The organism is Ensifer sp. GW821-FHT05G01, assembly GCF_059419585.1.
Window position 1 is genome coordinate 47,534 of sequence record NZ_JBWKSC010000013.1, and the last position, 16,514, is coordinate 64,047.

The following is a 16,514-nucleotide window of genomic DNA, read 5'->3' on the forward strand; positions in this document are numbered from 1 at the left end:
ATAAAGCACAATTTTTCGCGGTAAGCGTTGCCGATACGGCAACACACAGACTTCTCGCGCCTTTGCCTTTTCGGCAACGGCAGGCTCGAAAGATTGTGCTTTGTTTGGGGCCCGTGCCCGTCGGATAAGCGAACGGACATTTCAAGCGCTCACCGTCGTGGAGGACAGATATGATGCACAGCAACCTGATTGATGGGGAATGGATCGACGGTAACGACATGGTTCGTAACATCAATCCGTCCGACACCAACGACGTGATCGGGGAGTACGCCCGCGCTTCGGCCGAGGATGCGAAGGCCGCGATTGCCGCGGCGAAAGCCGCCTTTCCGGCCTGGTCGCGCTCGGGCATTCTCGAGCGCCACGCCATCCTTCGAAAGACCGCCGACGAGATCCTGGCGCGCAAGGACGAACTCGGTCGGCTGTTGTCGCGCGAAGAGGGCAAGACGCTGGCAGAAGGCATCGGCGAGACCGTGCGCGCCGGCCAGATCTTCGACTTCTTCGCCGGCGAGGCGCTGCGGCTGGCCGGCGAGGTCATCCCCTCGGTGCGACCAAACATCGGCGTCGAGATCACCCGCGAACCGGTCGGCGTCGTCGGCATCATCACGCCCTGGAACTTCCCGATCGCCATTCCCGCCTGGAAGATCGCGCCGGCGCTCTGCTACGGCAACACCATCGTCTTCAAGCCGGCCGAACTGGTGCCCGGCTGCTCATGGGCAATCGTCGATATCCTCGTGCGCGCCGGCCTGCCGAAGGGCGTCTTGAACCTGGTCATGGGCAAGGGCTCCGTCGTCGGCCAGACGATGCTCGACAGCCCCGACGTCCAGGCGATCACCTTCACCGGCTCGACCGGGACCGGCAAACGCGTCGCGCTCGCCTCGGTCGAGCACAATCGCAAGTACCAGCTGGAGATGGGCGGCAAGAACCCCTTCGTGGTGCTCGACGATGCCGATCTCACTGTTGCCGTCGAGGCTGCCGTCAACTCCGCCTTCTTCTCCACCGGCCAGCGCTGCACCGCGTCGTCGCGGGTGATCGTGACCGAAGGCATTCACGACCGCTTCGTCCAGGCGATGGGCGAGCGCATGAAGGGTCTGGTTATCGACGATGCCTTGAAGGCCGGCACGCATATCGGCCCGGTGGTCGACCAGAGCCAGCTCAACCAGGACACCGACTATATCGCCATCGGCAAACAGGAAGGCGCGAAACTCGCCTTCGGCGGCGAACTCCTGAAGCGCGACACGCCCGGCTTCTACCTGCAGCCGGCGCTGTTTACCGAGGCGACCAACCAGATGCGCATCAGCCAAGAAGAGATCTTCGGACCGGTCGCTTCGGTGATCCGGGTGAAGAACTATGACGAGGCGCTTGCCGTTGCCAACGACACGCCGTTCGGCCTGTCGTCGGGCATTGCCACCACCAGCCTGAAACACGCGACGCATTTCAAACGCAATGCCGAGGCCGGCATGGTGATGGTCAACCTGCCGACCGCCGGCGTCGATTTCCACGTGCCCTTCGGCGGCCGCAAGGGCTCCTCCCATGGCTCGCGCGAGCAGGGTCGCTATGCCGCCGAATTCTACACAACCGTCAAGACGGCATACACATTGACGTAACGGCAGGTCACTCCCGCGGCGTCAGTTGACTGACGTCCAGAGTCCTGCGACCGAGCTTCAACCCAGGAAGTAGGCGGGCTGATCGAGATCGGCGATCAGCCCCGGACCGCCCGGCTACAAGCCGAGAAGCGATCGGGTTTTGGCGCCGGGTGCCGCCATGTTTGCCGCTGCAGAGTTGGTGAATGAGCCGAAGCGCTCTTGCAGCCGAAGCAATGCCGGGAGGCCGAGCTGGCGCCCCGTCACATCAGCGATTTCCTTGAACGGAACGGCTTCGACGGCAATGCCAAGATGCGCATCGCTGCGCCCGGGCATTGGCAAAGATCTAGTGCTGTTCACAGGGTCGACAGCCACTCTCGCCTGAATGGAACTCGCTCCCGCTGCAGTTGCGGAGAAACCAAGACGAGCTCTCGTTCCGTCACCGATATGTCCATCACTTCAGTCCACCCCTCGGGCAACGGTATCGCTCCGAACGCGAAATCAACAACGGTGTCGCCATGGGGGTTCAACGTGATCGCCGTCTTGTATCCACGGTCGTTGAGCCAATTCCTGCGAGTGGAGGGACCATTTCCGGCGCCAAAGAACGTGCATCCTTCTTCCAGGCCGATGACGCCCTTATGCCTGCCGGAGAAAGGTGGATACTTTCGTCCGCCGTTGCTCATCCAGAGCATGGTGAACGGGAGCACGTTTGGGTCACGTACGGCGAAGTAGATGTACCCTGCCGTTGGAAGTACGGCAGCAGTCCAACCCAGCTTTGAGCCCTTCTCCTCAGCAAGGATCAGAAAATCCTCCGCATTCGGAGGACCAGGCTGGACGGTTAGATCCTGGCACCCTCCCCCCTGAAGCTCGACGCTAGACAGGCTGTCGAATTCCTGAGGGTATCTTAGAGCCGAGAATCCGCGTGAAGCGTCAGTCTCGACGGCATTTTCTGGCGTGGCACCGAAGGCTTTTTTCGAGAAAGTCAGCTTCGCGCCTTCTGAGATGCGGAGCATGGGGTGGTGCGCTACGGACAGGGCGCCACAGCCACCGATGAACCTGTGTCGTTGATAGACGACCGGATGACCCGGCCGAAGGGTAATCTGCTTGAACAATTTCGCGCCGAGTATCGGCTCTCTCAACCTGAAGATGGCGGTCACTCCCCCATCTTCATGGTTGATCCCTTGCTCGTATAGCCAGATCCCGTTTGCTGGAAGACCATGTTCCGGCGTGTCGGTAATATCGTCCGCGCCAAACGGTGCGCAGAAAAAGTCGCCTGAGAGGCTTTGAAGCGTCGGTGCTACCCCAGCGTCAAAAACCTCCGGAATACCTCCGGTGTCTTCGCCGGTGCGCCATGGAGCGCGGTGCAAGGGCTGCATGACGCGTCCACCTGCGCTGATTGAGACGTCTTCCAAGTGGCCACCCTGAGGGTTAACCACGACCTTCATCCCGGAACACATCACTGTAAACATCTCGTCCCACCCTTTTGTCCGTTCGGCATCAAGCCCATGCCTCCTATAGCCCTGGTCACCAGTTTTCGTAATAAAGAAAAACAATGGTTTTGTTTTATTGACATTCAATCGGTTTCGGCTATCGTCAGCACCGTTGAACTCGCTCGAAAAGGGAGGACTGCGATGCGATCGATTGATCGGACAGAGTTGCGCGAGATGTTTCCCGAACCGGAGGCGCTTGTCGTCAATAAGCAACTAACGTGGCTCGACAAGCACTGCCTTCATTTCATTTCGCTCTCGCCATTCCTCCTCATGGGAACTCAGGGTTTGCACGGTGCGGATGTGTCTCCGCGTGGTGACCCCAAAGGCTTCGTCAAAGTAATCGACCCCACGACCCTTCTCATTCCAGACCGACCCGGAAACAACCGGCTCGATACGATGGAGAACATTTTGAACAACCCGAAGGTGGGTTGTCTTTTCCTCGCGCCGGGCTTGGGGGAAATCTTACGGATAAACGGCGAGGCTGATCTGGTTGTCGGCGAAGAACTCGAGCTCTTGGCGATACAGGGCAGGACGCCGCAAGTCGCGGTCCGACTTCATGTGAAGGAAGTGTTCTTCCACTGCTCGAAAGCGGTCATCCGGTCGAAAATTTGGAACCCGGCAACGTTCGCGACCAGACAGGATTTTCCGCCACTCGGCGCAATTCTTGCCGATCAAATCGCGGGTCTGAACAAGGACGAAATGATCGAAAGGATCCGCGTCGGTGATCAGAAAACGCTCTACTGAGGAAATGATATGATAGAGATCACGTTTGTTGAGGCCAGTGGCAAAGAACGAACGGTAACGGCTCCGGCCGCTGGTGACCTCATGCACGCTGGCCGGAATGCTGACATTGTCGGCATGCTCGGAGAGTGCGGCGGCACTTGCGGCTGCGGAACCTGCCACGTCTACATTGAACAACATTGGCTCGACCGACTTCCTCCGCCGGCAGACGACGAGGCGGATATGCTCTCCCTGTCGGACAGTTTGCTGCCGGAAAGCCGCCTGGCTTGCCAGATCGTACTTAGGGCAGAGCTTGACGGGCTTCGCGTTCAAATGCCGGAAGTGCAGGGCTAATCGCCGTGAGGAAACGGTGTGCGTGCATCAGCCGTTCACCAAAAGCTCGGAGTAATCCAGTGGAAAATAGACTTGTGATCGTCGGCGCAGGGCAGTCGGGTTTCGCTGTTGCTGCAAAGCTAAGGGCGCAGGGTGATACCCGCCCAATTACCATGATTGGCTCTGAGAGCGTTCCGCCGTATCAGCGACCTCCGCTGTCGAAAAAATACCTGGTCGGTGATGTCGCATTCGAGACGCTGCTATTTCGGCACCAAGACTGGTTCAGGGAAAATCACATCGACCTTTGCCTCGGCAGCTCGGTTGAAGAAATCGACCGACGCGAGAAGTGCGTTGTTCTCCAAAATGGCAGCAGAATTGCCTACGATAGTCTGGTGTTGACCACCGGGGCGTCGCCTCGGTCCCTACCCTCTGCCGTTGGCGGCGACCTGCAAGGCGTTTATCTCGTAAGGGATAAACGCGATTGCGACCTTCTTCGAGCGGAGATGCGCCCGGAACGCAGTGTGCTCATCATCGGCGGAGGTTATGTGGGCCTCGAGGCGGCGGCGGTCGCCCGCTCCTTGGGCTTAAGGGTCATTCTGGTCGAATTGGGCACGCGGATTCTGCAGCGTGTTGCCGCTAGCGACACGTCAGACATCGTGCGTGCTGCGCATGTTGCGAACGGGGTTGAGTTTCGGGAAAATACTGGGCTCGTGACCCTCATTTCCGACCAAGGCCATGTGACTGGCGCGGAACTTTCAGATGGTTCCAAGATCGCGGCGGACTTTGTCATCATCGGCATTGGCGTGGTTCCAAACGACCAGCTGGCCAGAGCAAGCGGACTTTCGGTTGGAAATGGCATATCGGTCGATGAGTACGGCTGTACCTCCGATCCCTCGATTTATGCTGCCGGTGACTGCACGGAGTTTTCATACAAGGGCAGATCGGTGCGATTGGAATCCGTTCAAAATGCAGTGGACCAAGCCGAGACGGTTGCGACATCAATCATGGGAGGTCGTGTTCGGTATGAGCCGCAGCCTTGGTTCTGGTCCGATCAGTTCGATCTGAAGCTGCAGATCGCTGGTTACAATGTCGGATATGACAGAACGCTCGTTCGCAATGGGTCACGTCCCGGTGCAAAGTCGGTGTGGTATTTCCAACAGGGACAATTCATCGCGGTCGATGCGATCAACGATCCAAAGGCGTTTGTTAGCGGCAGGCGAATGCTTTCGCTCGGCATCAACCCGCCGGCGGCGGTTCTGGAAGACGAAGGCTTGGATCTTGTTGCGTATATACGCTCGATAACCGCGTCGGCTGCATGAAGCGCTTTCCGCCTCCTGGAGCCGACAAGTCGGAAAAACGCCCGCCCAATCGGTGACTTCAAAGCTGTCGGCCCAAATCGGCAACCGTCCGCCGACGTGCTATAGCCGCAGCCGCCGAGATGAGACCTCGCACGCAAGGGTTCTATCCGACGGCTGTCGTGAGTGCTATCACCAAAGAAAAACACTGTTTTTACTTTTGGCCGGACGGCGGCTTGCCTGGGGGGCTTGATGAGAACTGGAAATTCGGCAGCCCTGACAAGGCAGTACAACAGAGCCGTTGTCATGGATGCCCTGCGCAGAAACGGTAGTTTGTCGCGGGTTGAGATTGCGCGTTTGAGTGGCTTAACGCCCCAGGCAATCCGCAACATCGTGGATGATCTCCTGCAGACCAATTTGATAAGGGAGACAGGTCGGAGAAAAGGCTTCCGCGGCCAGCCCCAGATCAATATCGAAATCAATCCTGACGGTGGCTACTCGCTAGGTTTCCATGCCGAAGCGGGCATCCTGCATCATGTTGCCGCCAATCTCGGGGGGCAGATTGTTTATGAGGGCAAGTCTCTACCCATCCCCCGCTCCAAGGCCGACATGCTTGAAACGATTGCTGAGATCGATGCCAAGAGCCAGCACGAGTTGAAGGGTCTCATGCGCCTCGGCGTCGGCGCGGTCTTCTCACGCCCCGCTTCCTCGAAATGGTTCATCCACGAACAGAGCCCAGAGGAATTTGCGGCGCAATCTCAGGCCTTGGCCGGGTATTTCGACGAGGAGATCGTCTTCGAAAATGACGCGAATGCTGCGGCGCTCGCGGAGAGCATGTTCGGTCTTGTGCGTGCCGGTGGAAACTTTGTCTATATCTTCGTTGGTGAGGGCGTTGGCGGAGGAATTGTCGATGCTGGCGAGCCAGTCCGCGGCGTTCGGGGGAACGCAGGCGAGTTCGGACATATCCTGATCGATCCCAATGGTGAAAAATGCCATTGTGGCAACAACGGTTGCCTTCACGGATATTTGTCCATTGGCGGGCTGCGGCGAAAATACAAGGACGTTTCGTTGGAGCCCTCATCCGTCCCGGACGAATGGATTAATTCGGCTGCCTCGGCACTCGGCCGCGCACTTGTGAGCCTGGAGAATATCCTGGACCCGGAACGGGTGATCGTCGGAGGCACCGCCCCGGAATGGCTTTTGGCTGAGATCGTATCGCGTCTGGCGAGACAGGATTTTCCTTCCGTACGATCCGAACTGGCAGAGCAGCGGCTCGAGATTTCTAAACTTGGCAGCCGATCTGCCCTTTTGGGTGCAGCGGCGCTATCGCTGCTCAACGTTACCAACCCCAGTCTCGCGAAGTTGACGAAGCAGTCGTTTTCGCTGGACGATATTGTCGCCACTCCTCGTGTCAACGCGAACGTTAAGTCGTCGTGACATGGCGAAGCGCGCGGGTGCGGTCTTCGCTGCACGTCATGACCTCAATAGGCTTGGCCAAGCGATAGGCACGGTCACAGCGACAACACCCACCGCAATCAACGTCATTCCGATCAAGGTCGATGTATCGAAGTTTTCGTCGAGAAAAATGATGCCGAGCGCAACGGCGAATCCGGCCCGGAGATAACCTCCGCTCGTGGTCCCGAGAGGACCCAAGGTCTGTACCAGGCGGAAATAGATCACCATGGCCAGTGCCGTGCAAATGACGGCGAGAACCATCACGGCGGCGATAGCGTCAGTGCTGGGCATCAGCGTCCACGGACGCTCGATCACGATTGCCGCAGGGACGATCATGATCGCTGCGGTTGTCATGGCGCCCGTGGCCGTGACGATGGCTGGAAGCTTGGCAAATCTCCGCCCCAAAATGGAGGCCAGCGCGTAGCAAAGGCTGGCACCAAGCACTGCTGCCTGTGCCCAACCCGCCGATGTTTGGATGTCGCCAAGTGACTGGGTGCCGATGATCACGACGACACCGAGGAGGCCCAGGCAAACTCCGACGATCTTCTGGCCGGTGACATGCTGCGCTCCATATCCCGTGACGAACGCGATCAGCAGGACGAACATTGGAGGCGTCGCATTCAGCACACCGGTAAGGCCACTTGGAATGTACTTTGAACCCCATCCGAGAAGCGTGAACGGCAAGGCGCTCTGCAATAGCCCCTGGACGAAGAACTCTCGCCAGACCACGTGGTCCCGTGGAAGGGCATAGCCCCTCCACCTTGCCAACGCCGCCAGGAACACAGCGGCGACCGACACCCGTATAGCCGTTATGGTCAAGGGAGGTATCGTGGTTACGGCGACCTTGATCCAGGTGAATGAACTGCCCCAGATCAGGGACAGGAGAACCAAAAGACCGATCTCAATCCCAAGGCGGGAATTCATTTTTGTCGTCGGCAAATGCATTGGACTTTTTAAAAGGTGGGGTTTCGGGGGGAGTTTCATTGCGCCGTGTCGTGAGGCGGGTTTCGTTGGGATGTTTCGCGCTTATGAGCACTCCTCCCTGTCCGGTCTGGCTCGGTCGACACTTGCGACCATGAACAGGTTGCCGTCGATGTCCTTGAGCGTGAAGAACGCTTCGTCGCGGATTGGCTCAAGCGCCGGCGCCTCAATCTTCCTGCAATGATCGTGGGCCGCCTGCAGGTCGTTCGCCCTGAAATAGAAGATCGGTTTGGCGTCGTGCGGGGCTGTGAAATCCTTGCTATCGAGAATGAGCTTTGTTTCCCCGGTGGTGGGCACGACCCATAAATGGTCGAATAGGATGTCGCCTTCCGGGGAGACGCCGAGCAGGCGCGCATACCATGCCCGCGCTCTTCTGATTTCGCGAACGGGAATGAAAACCGCACCGATAGTCCCGCTTATCACACCTGCCTCCGGTATCCTGGGTCCCTGATTCTCAATTTGGGAACCGTGTATTGAGAAACCGACCGCTCTCCTGGGCCCGGTATCGGTCGTCATTGACTCTAAAAGAGGAACAGGATGACGAATGCGAGCATCGCAACGACCAGGAAAGCCACGCCCAAAACAGTCAATTGAATCTGCGATCGACGCTCGGACGCCTCCGCAGACGCCAACTGTATCGCCATCTCGACTTTTCCCGGTGAGGCCATCAGCAGGAAAGCTGCGGCCACGTTGTGAATTCCCATGAACCAAAGCACATCCACCCCAAGCGATCGTGCGATTTCGGCCTGGGTCGAGGCGAACATAGCGTTGGCCCCACTGTTGGATCCAGTCACGAACCCACCCAAAGCGGCGACGAAGGGGGCCACCACCAGATAGGCGGTCCCGACACCGGCCAAGGTCTGCGCCAGGAACGCAGCGATACCCGACATAGCCATCAAAACGCCCAGGACAATGAACAATCCCGTCACCGGTGCAACTTGGATCCAGGAAGCCCATGTGCGTTGCAAGGGCAGCGCCCGGAGGGATCCGCGTGCGAACCACAGTGCAGCAAGGAACAGCCAGAGCGCGGGCGAAGACATGTAGCGCCAGCTTTCGGACAGATCGGCCGCGTGCACGGCCCAACCGGAAACCAAGACTCCACCGAGAAGGATGGCGTAAGTCCAGAGGGTGGCTCGGCCACCGCTCTCCAGTGGCGCGCTATTTTGAAGCCGCGTACCACGCAAAATATGCAAGGCGATCACGACCAGCGCACCCATTGCGCCTGCACTCGGGGTACCAAACGCCACGTTGGCTGCGGTAACGGAAACCGTCAGCACTATTCCCGAAAGCGCACCCTGTAGGATGGCGAGCCCTCGGCCTTCTCCAGATGCGGCCAACCACGCGGCAACGCATCCCGTGACTGTGAACGGAATGACACTCACAATCGCGGACGTAACTCCAAGATCATAAAAGGACAGACCCGACATGTTAGCGGCAATAAGCGTTCCCGGCCCCATCGATCCCCACGGAACCGCACACAGACCCAACAATCCTATGATCGCCACCTTGCGCACTGGTAGTCCGAAATTCGCGAGGAGTGGCACGCCGATGGTTATGCCGATGCCGAAACCCGTCAGTGATTCCGCGAAAGGTGTAATGCCATGAACGACCAGAAGAACGGCCCGGACATCTTGACCGATGTGAGTGCGAACCCAGGTTGCAAGCGCGGCCTGCCCACCCGCTTGGCGCACGACTTCGGATAGCAGCAGTCCACCCGCAACAATCATCAGAACTTCGACGAGGACTGGAAGCCAGCGCGACGCCATCGTGACAAAGCTTTCCGGCGGTATCGGAAACGCAAGCACGATCGCCAATGCGGCTGAACTCACGCCAAGCAGTGCGGCGTGTAGAGATCGTGCGCCAAAAATGAGGGCCAGGATGGTCGAGAGTATCGGGAGCGCGCTAAGAAGGACAATCATGGTAGAGTACCGTTGTATTGCGTATGCGCAATACATATTGCCGATACGCAAGAGTCAAGGCCCGAGGTGTGATTTGGAAACGGACCAACAAGAACAGGATTCCCGCTTTGGAAATGCCGTGCGAACACGTCGTACTCAGCTGGGTGTAACGCTCGATCAGCTTGCCGGAACAAGCGGCGTCTCGGCTGCTGCATTGTCGCGCGTGGAGCGCGGTCTCCTCAGCCCGTCGCTGCGCAATGCCATCGCCATTGCACGCGGGCTGGGATGCGACCTTTCAGAGTTGGTCGAACCGGAAACAGCAGAGATTATTCGTGCCGGTGAAAACCTGCGCTTCTTCGACCAAGCCACCGGGATCGAGCGGTTGGCGCTGGCTCGTCCTAGCCCGGACGTCGAGCTTCTGTCGTACACCGTGCCTCCAGGCGCAACCTCCAGCCGTTTCGCTGCGCACAAGCCAGGAACCCGCGAGATATTTCATGTCTTTGCGGGTCAGCTGGAGGTCTGCACAGTGCAGGAAACGGTTATCTTGAACGCCGGCGATACGGCCACGCTGCGGGTGGACATGGAACATTGGTTCACCAGCACCGGAAAGGAACCGGCACGGCTCTTTCTCACGGTTCTCGGGCCCTGAGCCCTTTTGGTGTGGAGGACGGCCACTTCGATTGGGTTGGTGGCAGCAATCGGCGGTGCGCGGTCCAAGGCACTCCCCCACCCCCTCACCTTCCTGAGCTGAAGGTGAAGAATGGGCAAAGCTAACGCATTCCGGCACAGTGCCGATGCCGAAGCCGGACGGGGAGTGATGGCGTGTGTCAATTCGGGGGCAAGCAGAGCGGACAGTCCATCGATAGACGGTGGGTTTCGCAAAGTGAGAGTTGACCGTTTTCGATGGCGAGGCGACACTTGCAACCGAAAGCAAGGCAGGAGGAAAAATGATGGCCGAGCCAGACCCCTGGCGTCACATGGCAAGCGCGCCGAAAAACGGCAGTCGGATCCTCGTCACGATCCGCCCGTCCGAACAGGGGGCGGCAGAAGTTGATCTTGCCTATTGGTCGAATGGCGACCAGTTCGGCGCAGAAGGCTGGCGCGCCTCTGATTCCTCTCCCGGCCGCATAATCGAATACGCCGAGCCCGAATTGAAGTGCTGGATGCCGATGCCTTCGGCCAATCTCACTCGCACCTCGATGCCCTCCCCCTGGGAAGGCGATGACGAGCGAGAGCTCGACGGGTCAGGAATTTAAGAACGCGCGCTGCCGATCATCTGAGTTGACCGTAGCGAACACAACCTGTCTGCCGTCCTCCGTGACCGTCTGGCAGTGGCACTCAAGATAGAGTGTGAGAATTCCTCGCAGTGCTGCTACCGTCAGCGCCATGGACGGACGGCCGGAAACCAAATCAGGAGCTACCGTCGTCTCCGCGTTTGCCGACGGACCGAGTACTGGGATGGCAGCATGCAAGTACGCAGAGGCCACCTATGTGCACCAGAAGGGAACGGCGTGACGATCGATCATGACGCGCAACAGATCGGCTCGCTGATCATTGCAAGCTTTCGCCAGGTGACAGGTCGCAGCCTGATTGAGCCAGCGGCGGACAGCAGATGGCTCTATGCGTCCGCTCCCTTTGCCGTGCTCGCGCACGATCGATCCGATGATCCGCGCTTCATCTACGCAAACAAAACCGCCCAGGACTGTTTCGGGTATAGTTGGGACGAGTTTGTCGGGATGCCGTCGCGCCTTTCCGCACAGGCCCCTGAGCGTGAAGAAAGGCAGCGCTTTCTGGACAGCGTTTCTGCCCAGGGTTTCATTGATAACTATCGCGGCCTTCGCATCGCGAAATCCGGGCGCCGGTTCTGGATCGAACACGCCACCGTCTGGCAGCTTGCGCGCTCCGACGGCGAGTATCTCGGTCAAGCCGCCGTCTTTCATAGCTGGAAAGATCTGTAATCCGCCCATCCAACCAGCTTTCGGCGACCGGCGGAACGTATCAGGCGGCTTGCAGGATGCTCACCGGAGCTCCGGTTGCGCTCCATCGCCGTGCGTGGGCCGGCCAAGATCATCTTCCACCCGTGCCTCCCTATTACTTTGTGGCCGCCTTTAGCACGCCTTCCTGCAAGTCCGCCGCATCGGCGAGAATGGCGGCGGTCTCGTTCAGCAGGACGTCTTTCGCATTCTTGCGGGCGTTCTCAAGCGCAATATCGGCACTCAGGCTGCGCTCGTTGGCATAGAGACCATCATCTTCGCCGGCATTTCCGCCGTCACCGTCCTGCGCTCGAACTTTCAGCCGCTTTTCTCTGTCAGCCATCTCTCTGCGACGTTCGGCTTCGTTAAGGGAGATAACCCCTTTCTCGCGCTGCGCCTTCAGGTCTGCAATGTCCTTCAGCAGGCGCTGGAAATCCGGATTGCCCTCAACCCGTGCATCGTGGCGGCCTTGGAGTGTCGGCAGCACTGTCATGACAGTGTCGGCGGGCGCATAGTTCGCGGGCTTGATCTGTGCCCACGGCAGGGCATTGTCATAACTGGTTTCGCCAAAGCTCGTCGGATCGGAAAGTCCCGGCAAGCTGATATCAGGCGTCACGCCGCGCAGCTGCGTCGTGCCGCCGTTGATCCGGAAAAACTGTGCAATCGTCACTTTCAGCTCGCCGAACTCCGGCTTGTTGTTGCGCGCCATATCGTCGAGATTGACGACAGTTTGAACCGTGCCCTTGCCGAAACTGGGCTCGCCAACGATCACGCCTCGACCGTAATCCTGAATAGCCGCGGCAAAAATCTCCGACGCCGATGCCGACCCGCGATTGATCAGCACACCCACAGGGCCTGTCCAGACGGGTTCTGGCAAATCAGCGTTTCTTATCGCGACCTTACCGTCGCTATCGCGTTGCTGAACGACAGGTCCCGTGCCGATGAACAGGCCGGTCAAGTCAATCGCCTCGTCCAGGGAGCCGCCGCCATTGTTGCGCAGGTCAATGAGAACGCTGTCGACTTTCTCCTGCTTCAGTTCGTCGAGGAGTTTTCTGACGTCGCGACTGGCACTTCGATAGTCCTTGTCTCCCTTGCGTCGGGCCTCAAAGTCCTCATAGAACGCCGGCAGAGTAATCACCCCGACTTTGCGCGTGGCATCGCCCACTTTCACAGACAACACGGCCTTCTGGGCAGCCTGCTTTTCGAGACTGATCTTGTCGCGCACCAGGCTGACGACCCTATGCGTGGCATCTGTTCCCGCATCCGCCGGCAAGATGTCCAAGCGTACGACGGACCCCTTTTTTCCTCGAATCAATTGCACGACTTCATCAAGGCGCGTGCCAACGACTTCCTTTATCGCCCCATCTTTGCCTTGGCCCACGCCGGTAATGCGGTCTCCGACCGCGAGCTTGCCAGACAACTGCGCCGGCCCACCCGGCACGAGCTCACGGATCGTCGTGTAATCGTCGCGCTCCTGCAGCACGGCACCGATACCAACCAGCGAAAGCTTCATCGCGATATCGAAAGCGGCCGAGGCGTTCGCGCCGAAATAATCGGTGTGCGGATCGACCGACGTCGTGTAGGCGTTCATGAACGACTGGAAAACGTCGTCGCTCTTATACTTGTAGGCGCGCTCGAGTGCGTTGGCATATCGCTTGTCGAGTGTTTCGCGAATAGCCGCATCGCTCTTGCCGCCCAGTTTTAACCGCAACCAGTCGCTTTTGACGCGTTTGCGCCAAAGCTCGTTGCTCTCGGCCTCCGACTGCGGCCAAGGCGCTTTGTCGCGCAGCACGGAGTAGTCTTCCTTCGCGCCGAAATCGAAGTCCTGCTTAATCAACTGGCGCGCGTAGTCCATACGGTCGACAACGCGCTTGCCATAGACGTTGAAGATGTCGAACGGAATCTTCAGGTCTTTCCGTTCGATGGCGTCGTCGATCTCGCTGCGGTCCGCCATGAACCTGTCAACGTCTGCTTGCAGGAAAAGCGCGCGGTCCGGATCAAGCGACTCGATGAACCGATCCATGATCCTTGCCGACAAGGCGTCATCGAGCGGAACGGGCTTGTAGCTGAAGCGCGTCAGAAATTTTGCACTCAACTGGGCAGCTTTTGCCTGTTGCTTAACCGGCTCCAATACGGGCGGTGAGGCGACGTCAGCATATGCGGGCTGTACGACAGCCAGAAGCGCGCCAAGGAAGACGTGTGAAATGCGCATTCAGCGTTGATCCAATTCTTAATGCCGAGTGTCGATCTGCAATCTAGGTGGCGCAATTATGGTTTTTTGGCAACCGAGTCGATCATGCGGCACATCCAAAGGTCCTTCGGCTCAAGGAGATTGATGCAAAACTGCGGGCGGCTGAGGCGTGCAAGATGACCGATGCAGGCCGTCACAGCGCCACTCGGCAGGGCGGCGATGCTGTCGCTTCCAAAATCAGCCCGCGGGCGTAAGGCCGAATTTACCTGAAGATTCAAGCTCCTGCCTGCTTTTGTTTCCGAGTTGGATAGCCGGAATTCCCGCGGCGAGTTCACGCTTTGAAATGAACCGTCACGTAAAATGACTTCCTATTCCGGGTCAGTGCGGTCATGTGATGATTGAAGTTCGTCTGAGCCATTGCTCGACGACCAACGGACCAAAGAGCAGACAGCATGGAAAACCCGATCGCATTGAATCGCATCGCCGAAAACAACGTCTTCCGTAAGGGGGATGTTTTCGTCCTTTTCGGCGAACTGTTCGGTCGCGGATATGCGACTGGCCTGCTCGATGAAGCCCGGCGGGCGGGAATGGAGATCGTGGGCATCACGGTCGGGCGGCGCGACGAGAATAACGCGCTGCGGCCCCTGAACGCCGAGGAGCTCGCTGCCGCCGAGGACCGATTGGGCGGGCGGATCATCAACATACCTCTGATGGCTGGCTTCGATCTCGACGCGCCGGCGGGTGGCCCCACTCCCACGGATCTTCTCGCGACCATGACGCTCGAGAGCTGGGAACAGGACGCAATCGACTGGGATTACATCGCGCAGTGCCGGGAGATCGCTACCGCTCGATTTACGAATTCGCTTGCGCAGGTCATGGCCGTTCTCGATGGAATGATCGCCGACGGCCGCAATGTCTTCTTCGCGCATACGATGGCCGGAGGCATCCCGAAGGCGAAGGTGTTCCTGGTCGTTGCCAATCGAATCTACAAGGGTCGTGGTGCCCGCCACATGTCGTCGCAAGCCCTGCTCGACAGCGATATGGGCAAGCTGATCCTGCAGAACTTCGACGAAGTCTCCGCAATCACCTTTCAACATCTCATCGACTTCAGCGCGGCGATCCGTAAGCGCGTGGAGGCATCGGGTGCTCAGGTCCGGTACACGGCCTACGGCTATCACGGAACAGCGGTCCTGATCGACGGAAGCTATCGTTGGCAGACCTACACCAACTACACCCAGGGTTATGCCAAGATGCGGCTCGAAGGCATCGCGAAGGATGCGTGGGCAGCCGGTATCAAGGCAACCGTTTATAATTGCCCTGAAATCCGGACCAATTCGTCGGACGTCTTCACGGGGATCGAGCTTCCCCTGATACCGCTGCTGCTTGCCTTGAAGAAAGAGAACGGCGGCCAATGGGCTGAAGAGCAATGGCAGGCATGCCAGCAGCTTCTGGCAGACGGTTTCACGATGAACGATGTGATTCGGAAAATCACTGACATGCAGGCCAATGAGGTCATGCGTCCGTTCTACGACTTCTCGGCGTGGCCGATGGCAAACAGCCAGGCACAATCCGATCTGACGATCGGCACGTCCAACGAGATCACGCAGATGCACCGGGACGGCAAGGCGATGATCAGCGACCTCTTGAGTGCGCTCGTCGTTGAGGCGACCGGCCAGCTCATTTTTGCCGAATCCTCAGCCCCCACCGGCCCCGTCCAGTGGCTCAACCACGACATCGTGGCACGGCGACTGAACGCTTCCCACCTGAAGGCCGAGTGTCTCGCACCTACGATCGTGCAAGGGACGACAGGCTCTCACCTTGAGGTTGCCTGACAGCTTCCCAATCCAGGGCATCCCGCCTTCAAGCGGGATGACTGAAGGTCCCGCCGATATCATTTACGAGCAGTAAGGGCGTTGCCGTCAATCCCGGAGCCGCTGCGGGGCCAGCGACATTGTCTGGGCATAAGCGAGTGGCGACCGGTTGCCTGGAAGGTTTTCGTCCAGTACCAGCGTTTTCAGATCGTCGGCACGAATGTCGAGAGATATAGCACGCTCGAGCTTGTCGATCGACCAGACCGCATAGCCGAATGCCGGGTCAAACCCACAATCGCAGCCGCAATCGCCCTTAGCGATTTTCGACGGTCTTTCGGATAGGCACATGATCTGCGGCTTTGGTAGCTTGTAGCAATGCCCCTCATACGCATAACCATAAATGACGCCAATGCTATTAATGTAATTCTTCGGAACGTTCATGCTAACAGGGAGGAAGCTGTAATACTCCCCGTCAAACACAGCGATTGTTACGCCATCACCGACCACTCCTGAGCTCTTCATTATGTAGTCGATAATATCTCCTATGCGCTTCAGAAGTTCGTCGGCAATTTCGGTGTTTCCAAGGCTTTTCAATCTTTTTTCGAGGTCGGATATAGCTTCCCTGATCGCCTCGTCTTTCTTCTCTCTTTCATAGAACTGGGCTGGTCGTCCATATAACCTAACGTCGCCCGGGCGATAATATCGATAGTCAATGATGTCTTTGAGATTTTGCACGGTTCCAACAACGGGATTAACACAGCAATCACTCATCTTTCCCTCCTTTGGC

16 protein-coding genes are annotated in these 16,514 nt (G+C 58.4%); 9 read left to right on the forward strand and 7 right to left on the reverse strand.

All coding sequences use genetic code 11. The features are described from left to right. Positions 1-170 precede the first annotated feature (170 nt). Positions 171-1,604 carry an aldehyde dehydrogenase family protein gene (locus AC07UR_RS26570; protein ID WP_209789779.1) on the forward strand — a complete coding sequence of 478 codons (1,434 nt, stop codon included), beginning with the start codon at positions 171-173 and terminating at the stop codon, positions 1,602-1,604. 114 nt (positions 1,605-1,718) lie between these two features. Here the strand turns inward: AC07UR_RS26570 and AC07UR_RS26575 are convergent, their stop codons facing one another. Beyond that, a complete protein-coding gene (locus AC07UR_RS26575; RefSeq protein WP_209789780.1) occupies positions 1,719-1,916 on the reverse strand; it encodes a hypothetical protein in 198 nt (65 codons plus the stop codon). Between the two features lie 20 nt (positions 1,917-1,936). Beyond that, positions 1,937-3,157 (reverse strand): hypothetical protein, encoded by a 1,221-nt coding sequence (locus tag AC07UR_RS26580; protein ID WP_209789781.1) that lies wholly within the window; start codon positions 3,155-3,157, stop codon positions 1,937-1,939. A gap of 54 nt (positions 3,158-3,211) precedes the next feature. Between AC07UR_RS26580 and AC07UR_RS26585 the strand changes: the two genes are divergently transcribed. The 4 genes from AC07UR_RS26585 (at position 3,212) to AC07UR_RS26600 (ending at position 6,855) form a co-directional block, all read left to right on the forward strand. Next, positions 3,212-3,814: an MSMEG_1061 family FMN-dependent PPOX-type flavoprotein gene (locus tag AC07UR_RS26585; RefSeq protein WP_209789782.1), complete on the forward strand. Its 603-nt coding sequence runs from the start codon at positions 3,212-3,214 to the stop codon at positions 3,812-3,814. A 9-nt stretch (positions 3,815-3,823) separates the two neighbouring features. Continuing rightward, positions 3,824-4,144, forward strand: a complete 321-nt coding sequence (locus tag AC07UR_RS26590) for a 2Fe-2S iron-sulfur cluster-binding protein (RefSeq protein ID WP_209789783.1) — start codon at positions 3,824-3,826, stop codon at positions 4,142-4,144. A 59-nt stretch (positions 4,145-4,203) separates the two neighbouring features. Then, complete coding sequence (locus tag AC07UR_RS26595; RefSeq protein ID WP_209789784.1) at positions 4,204-5,442, forward strand: NAD(P)/FAD-dependent oxidoreductase; 1,239 nt, start codon at positions 4,204-4,206, stop codon at positions 5,440-5,442. A 282-nt stretch (positions 5,443-5,724) separates the two neighbouring features. Continuing rightward, a complete protein-coding gene (locus AC07UR_RS26600; protein ID WP_209789785.1) occupies positions 5,725-6,855 on the forward strand; it encodes an ROK family transcriptional regulator in 1,131 nt (376 codons plus the stop codon). A gap of 36 nt (positions 6,856-6,891) precedes the next feature. On the opposite strand, the gene AC07UR_RS26605 is transcribed toward AC07UR_RS26600, so the two are convergent. The 3 genes from AC07UR_RS26605 to AC07UR_RS26615 form a co-directional block, all read right to left on the reverse strand. Further along, a complete protein-coding gene (locus tag AC07UR_RS26605) occupies positions 6,892-7,818 on the reverse strand; it encodes a DMT family transporter (protein WP_209789786.1) in 927 nt (308 codons plus the stop codon). Positions 7,819-7,899: 81 nt separating this feature from the next. Further along, positions 7,900-8,370: a VOC family protein gene (locus AC07UR_RS26610; protein WP_173424034.1), complete on the reverse strand. Its 471-nt coding sequence runs from the start codon at positions 8,368-8,370 to the stop codon at positions 7,900-7,902. Between the two features lie 5 nt (positions 8,371-8,375). Next, a complete protein-coding gene (locus AC07UR_RS26615; protein WP_209789787.1) occupies positions 8,376-9,773 on the reverse strand; it encodes an L-lactate permease in 1,398 nt (465 codons plus the stop codon). Here AC07UR_RS26615 and AC07UR_RS26620 point away from each other — a divergent pair. The 3 genes from AC07UR_RS26620 (at position 9,772) to AC07UR_RS26630 (ending at position 11,710) form a co-directional block, all read left to right on the forward strand. Continuing rightward, positions 9,772-10,401 (forward strand): helix-turn-helix domain-containing protein, encoded by a 630-nt coding sequence (locus AC07UR_RS26620; RefSeq protein ID WP_209789788.1) that lies wholly within the window; start codon positions 9,772-9,774, stop codon positions 10,399-10,401. The genes AC07UR_RS26615 and AC07UR_RS26620 overlap by 2 nt on opposite strands. 301 nt (positions 10,402-10,702) lie before the next feature. Further along, positions 10,703-11,008 (forward strand): hypothetical protein, encoded by a 306-nt coding sequence (locus AC07UR_RS26625; RefSeq protein WP_173424031.1) that lies wholly within the window; start codon positions 10,703-10,705, stop codon positions 11,006-11,008. Positions 11,009-11,263: 255 nt separating this feature from the next. Further along, entirely contained in the window at positions 11,264-11,710 is a 447-nt protein-coding gene (locus tag AC07UR_RS26630) for an MEKHLA domain-containing protein (protein WP_327795832.1), read from the forward strand. 133 nt (positions 11,711-11,843) lie between these two features. Here the strand turns inward: AC07UR_RS26630 and AC07UR_RS26635 are convergent, their stop codons facing one another. Next, the gene (locus tag AC07UR_RS26635) at positions 11,844-13,937 is read right to left on the reverse strand and encodes a carboxy terminal-processing peptidase (protein WP_209789790.1); all 2,094 of its coding nucleotides are present in this window, start codon (positions 13,935-13,937) and stop codon (positions 11,844-11,846) included. A 431-nt stretch (positions 13,938-14,368) separates the two neighbouring features. Between AC07UR_RS26635 and AC07UR_RS26640 the strand changes: the two genes are divergently transcribed. Further along, positions 14,369-15,748, forward strand: a complete 1,380-nt coding sequence (locus AC07UR_RS26640) for an enoyl ACP reductase FabMG family protein (RefSeq protein ID WP_209789791.1) — start codon at positions 14,369-14,371, stop codon at positions 15,746-15,748. An 87-nt stretch (positions 15,749-15,835) separates the two neighbouring features. Here AC07UR_RS26640 and AC07UR_RS26645 read toward each other — a convergent pair whose 3' ends face one another. After that, on the reverse strand, positions 15,836-16,498 hold the full coding sequence (locus AC07UR_RS26645) for a hypothetical protein (RefSeq protein ID WP_209789792.1): 663 nt from the start codon (positions 16,496-16,498) through the stop codon (positions 15,836-15,838). Between the last annotated feature and the right edge of the window lie 16 nt (positions 16,499-16,514).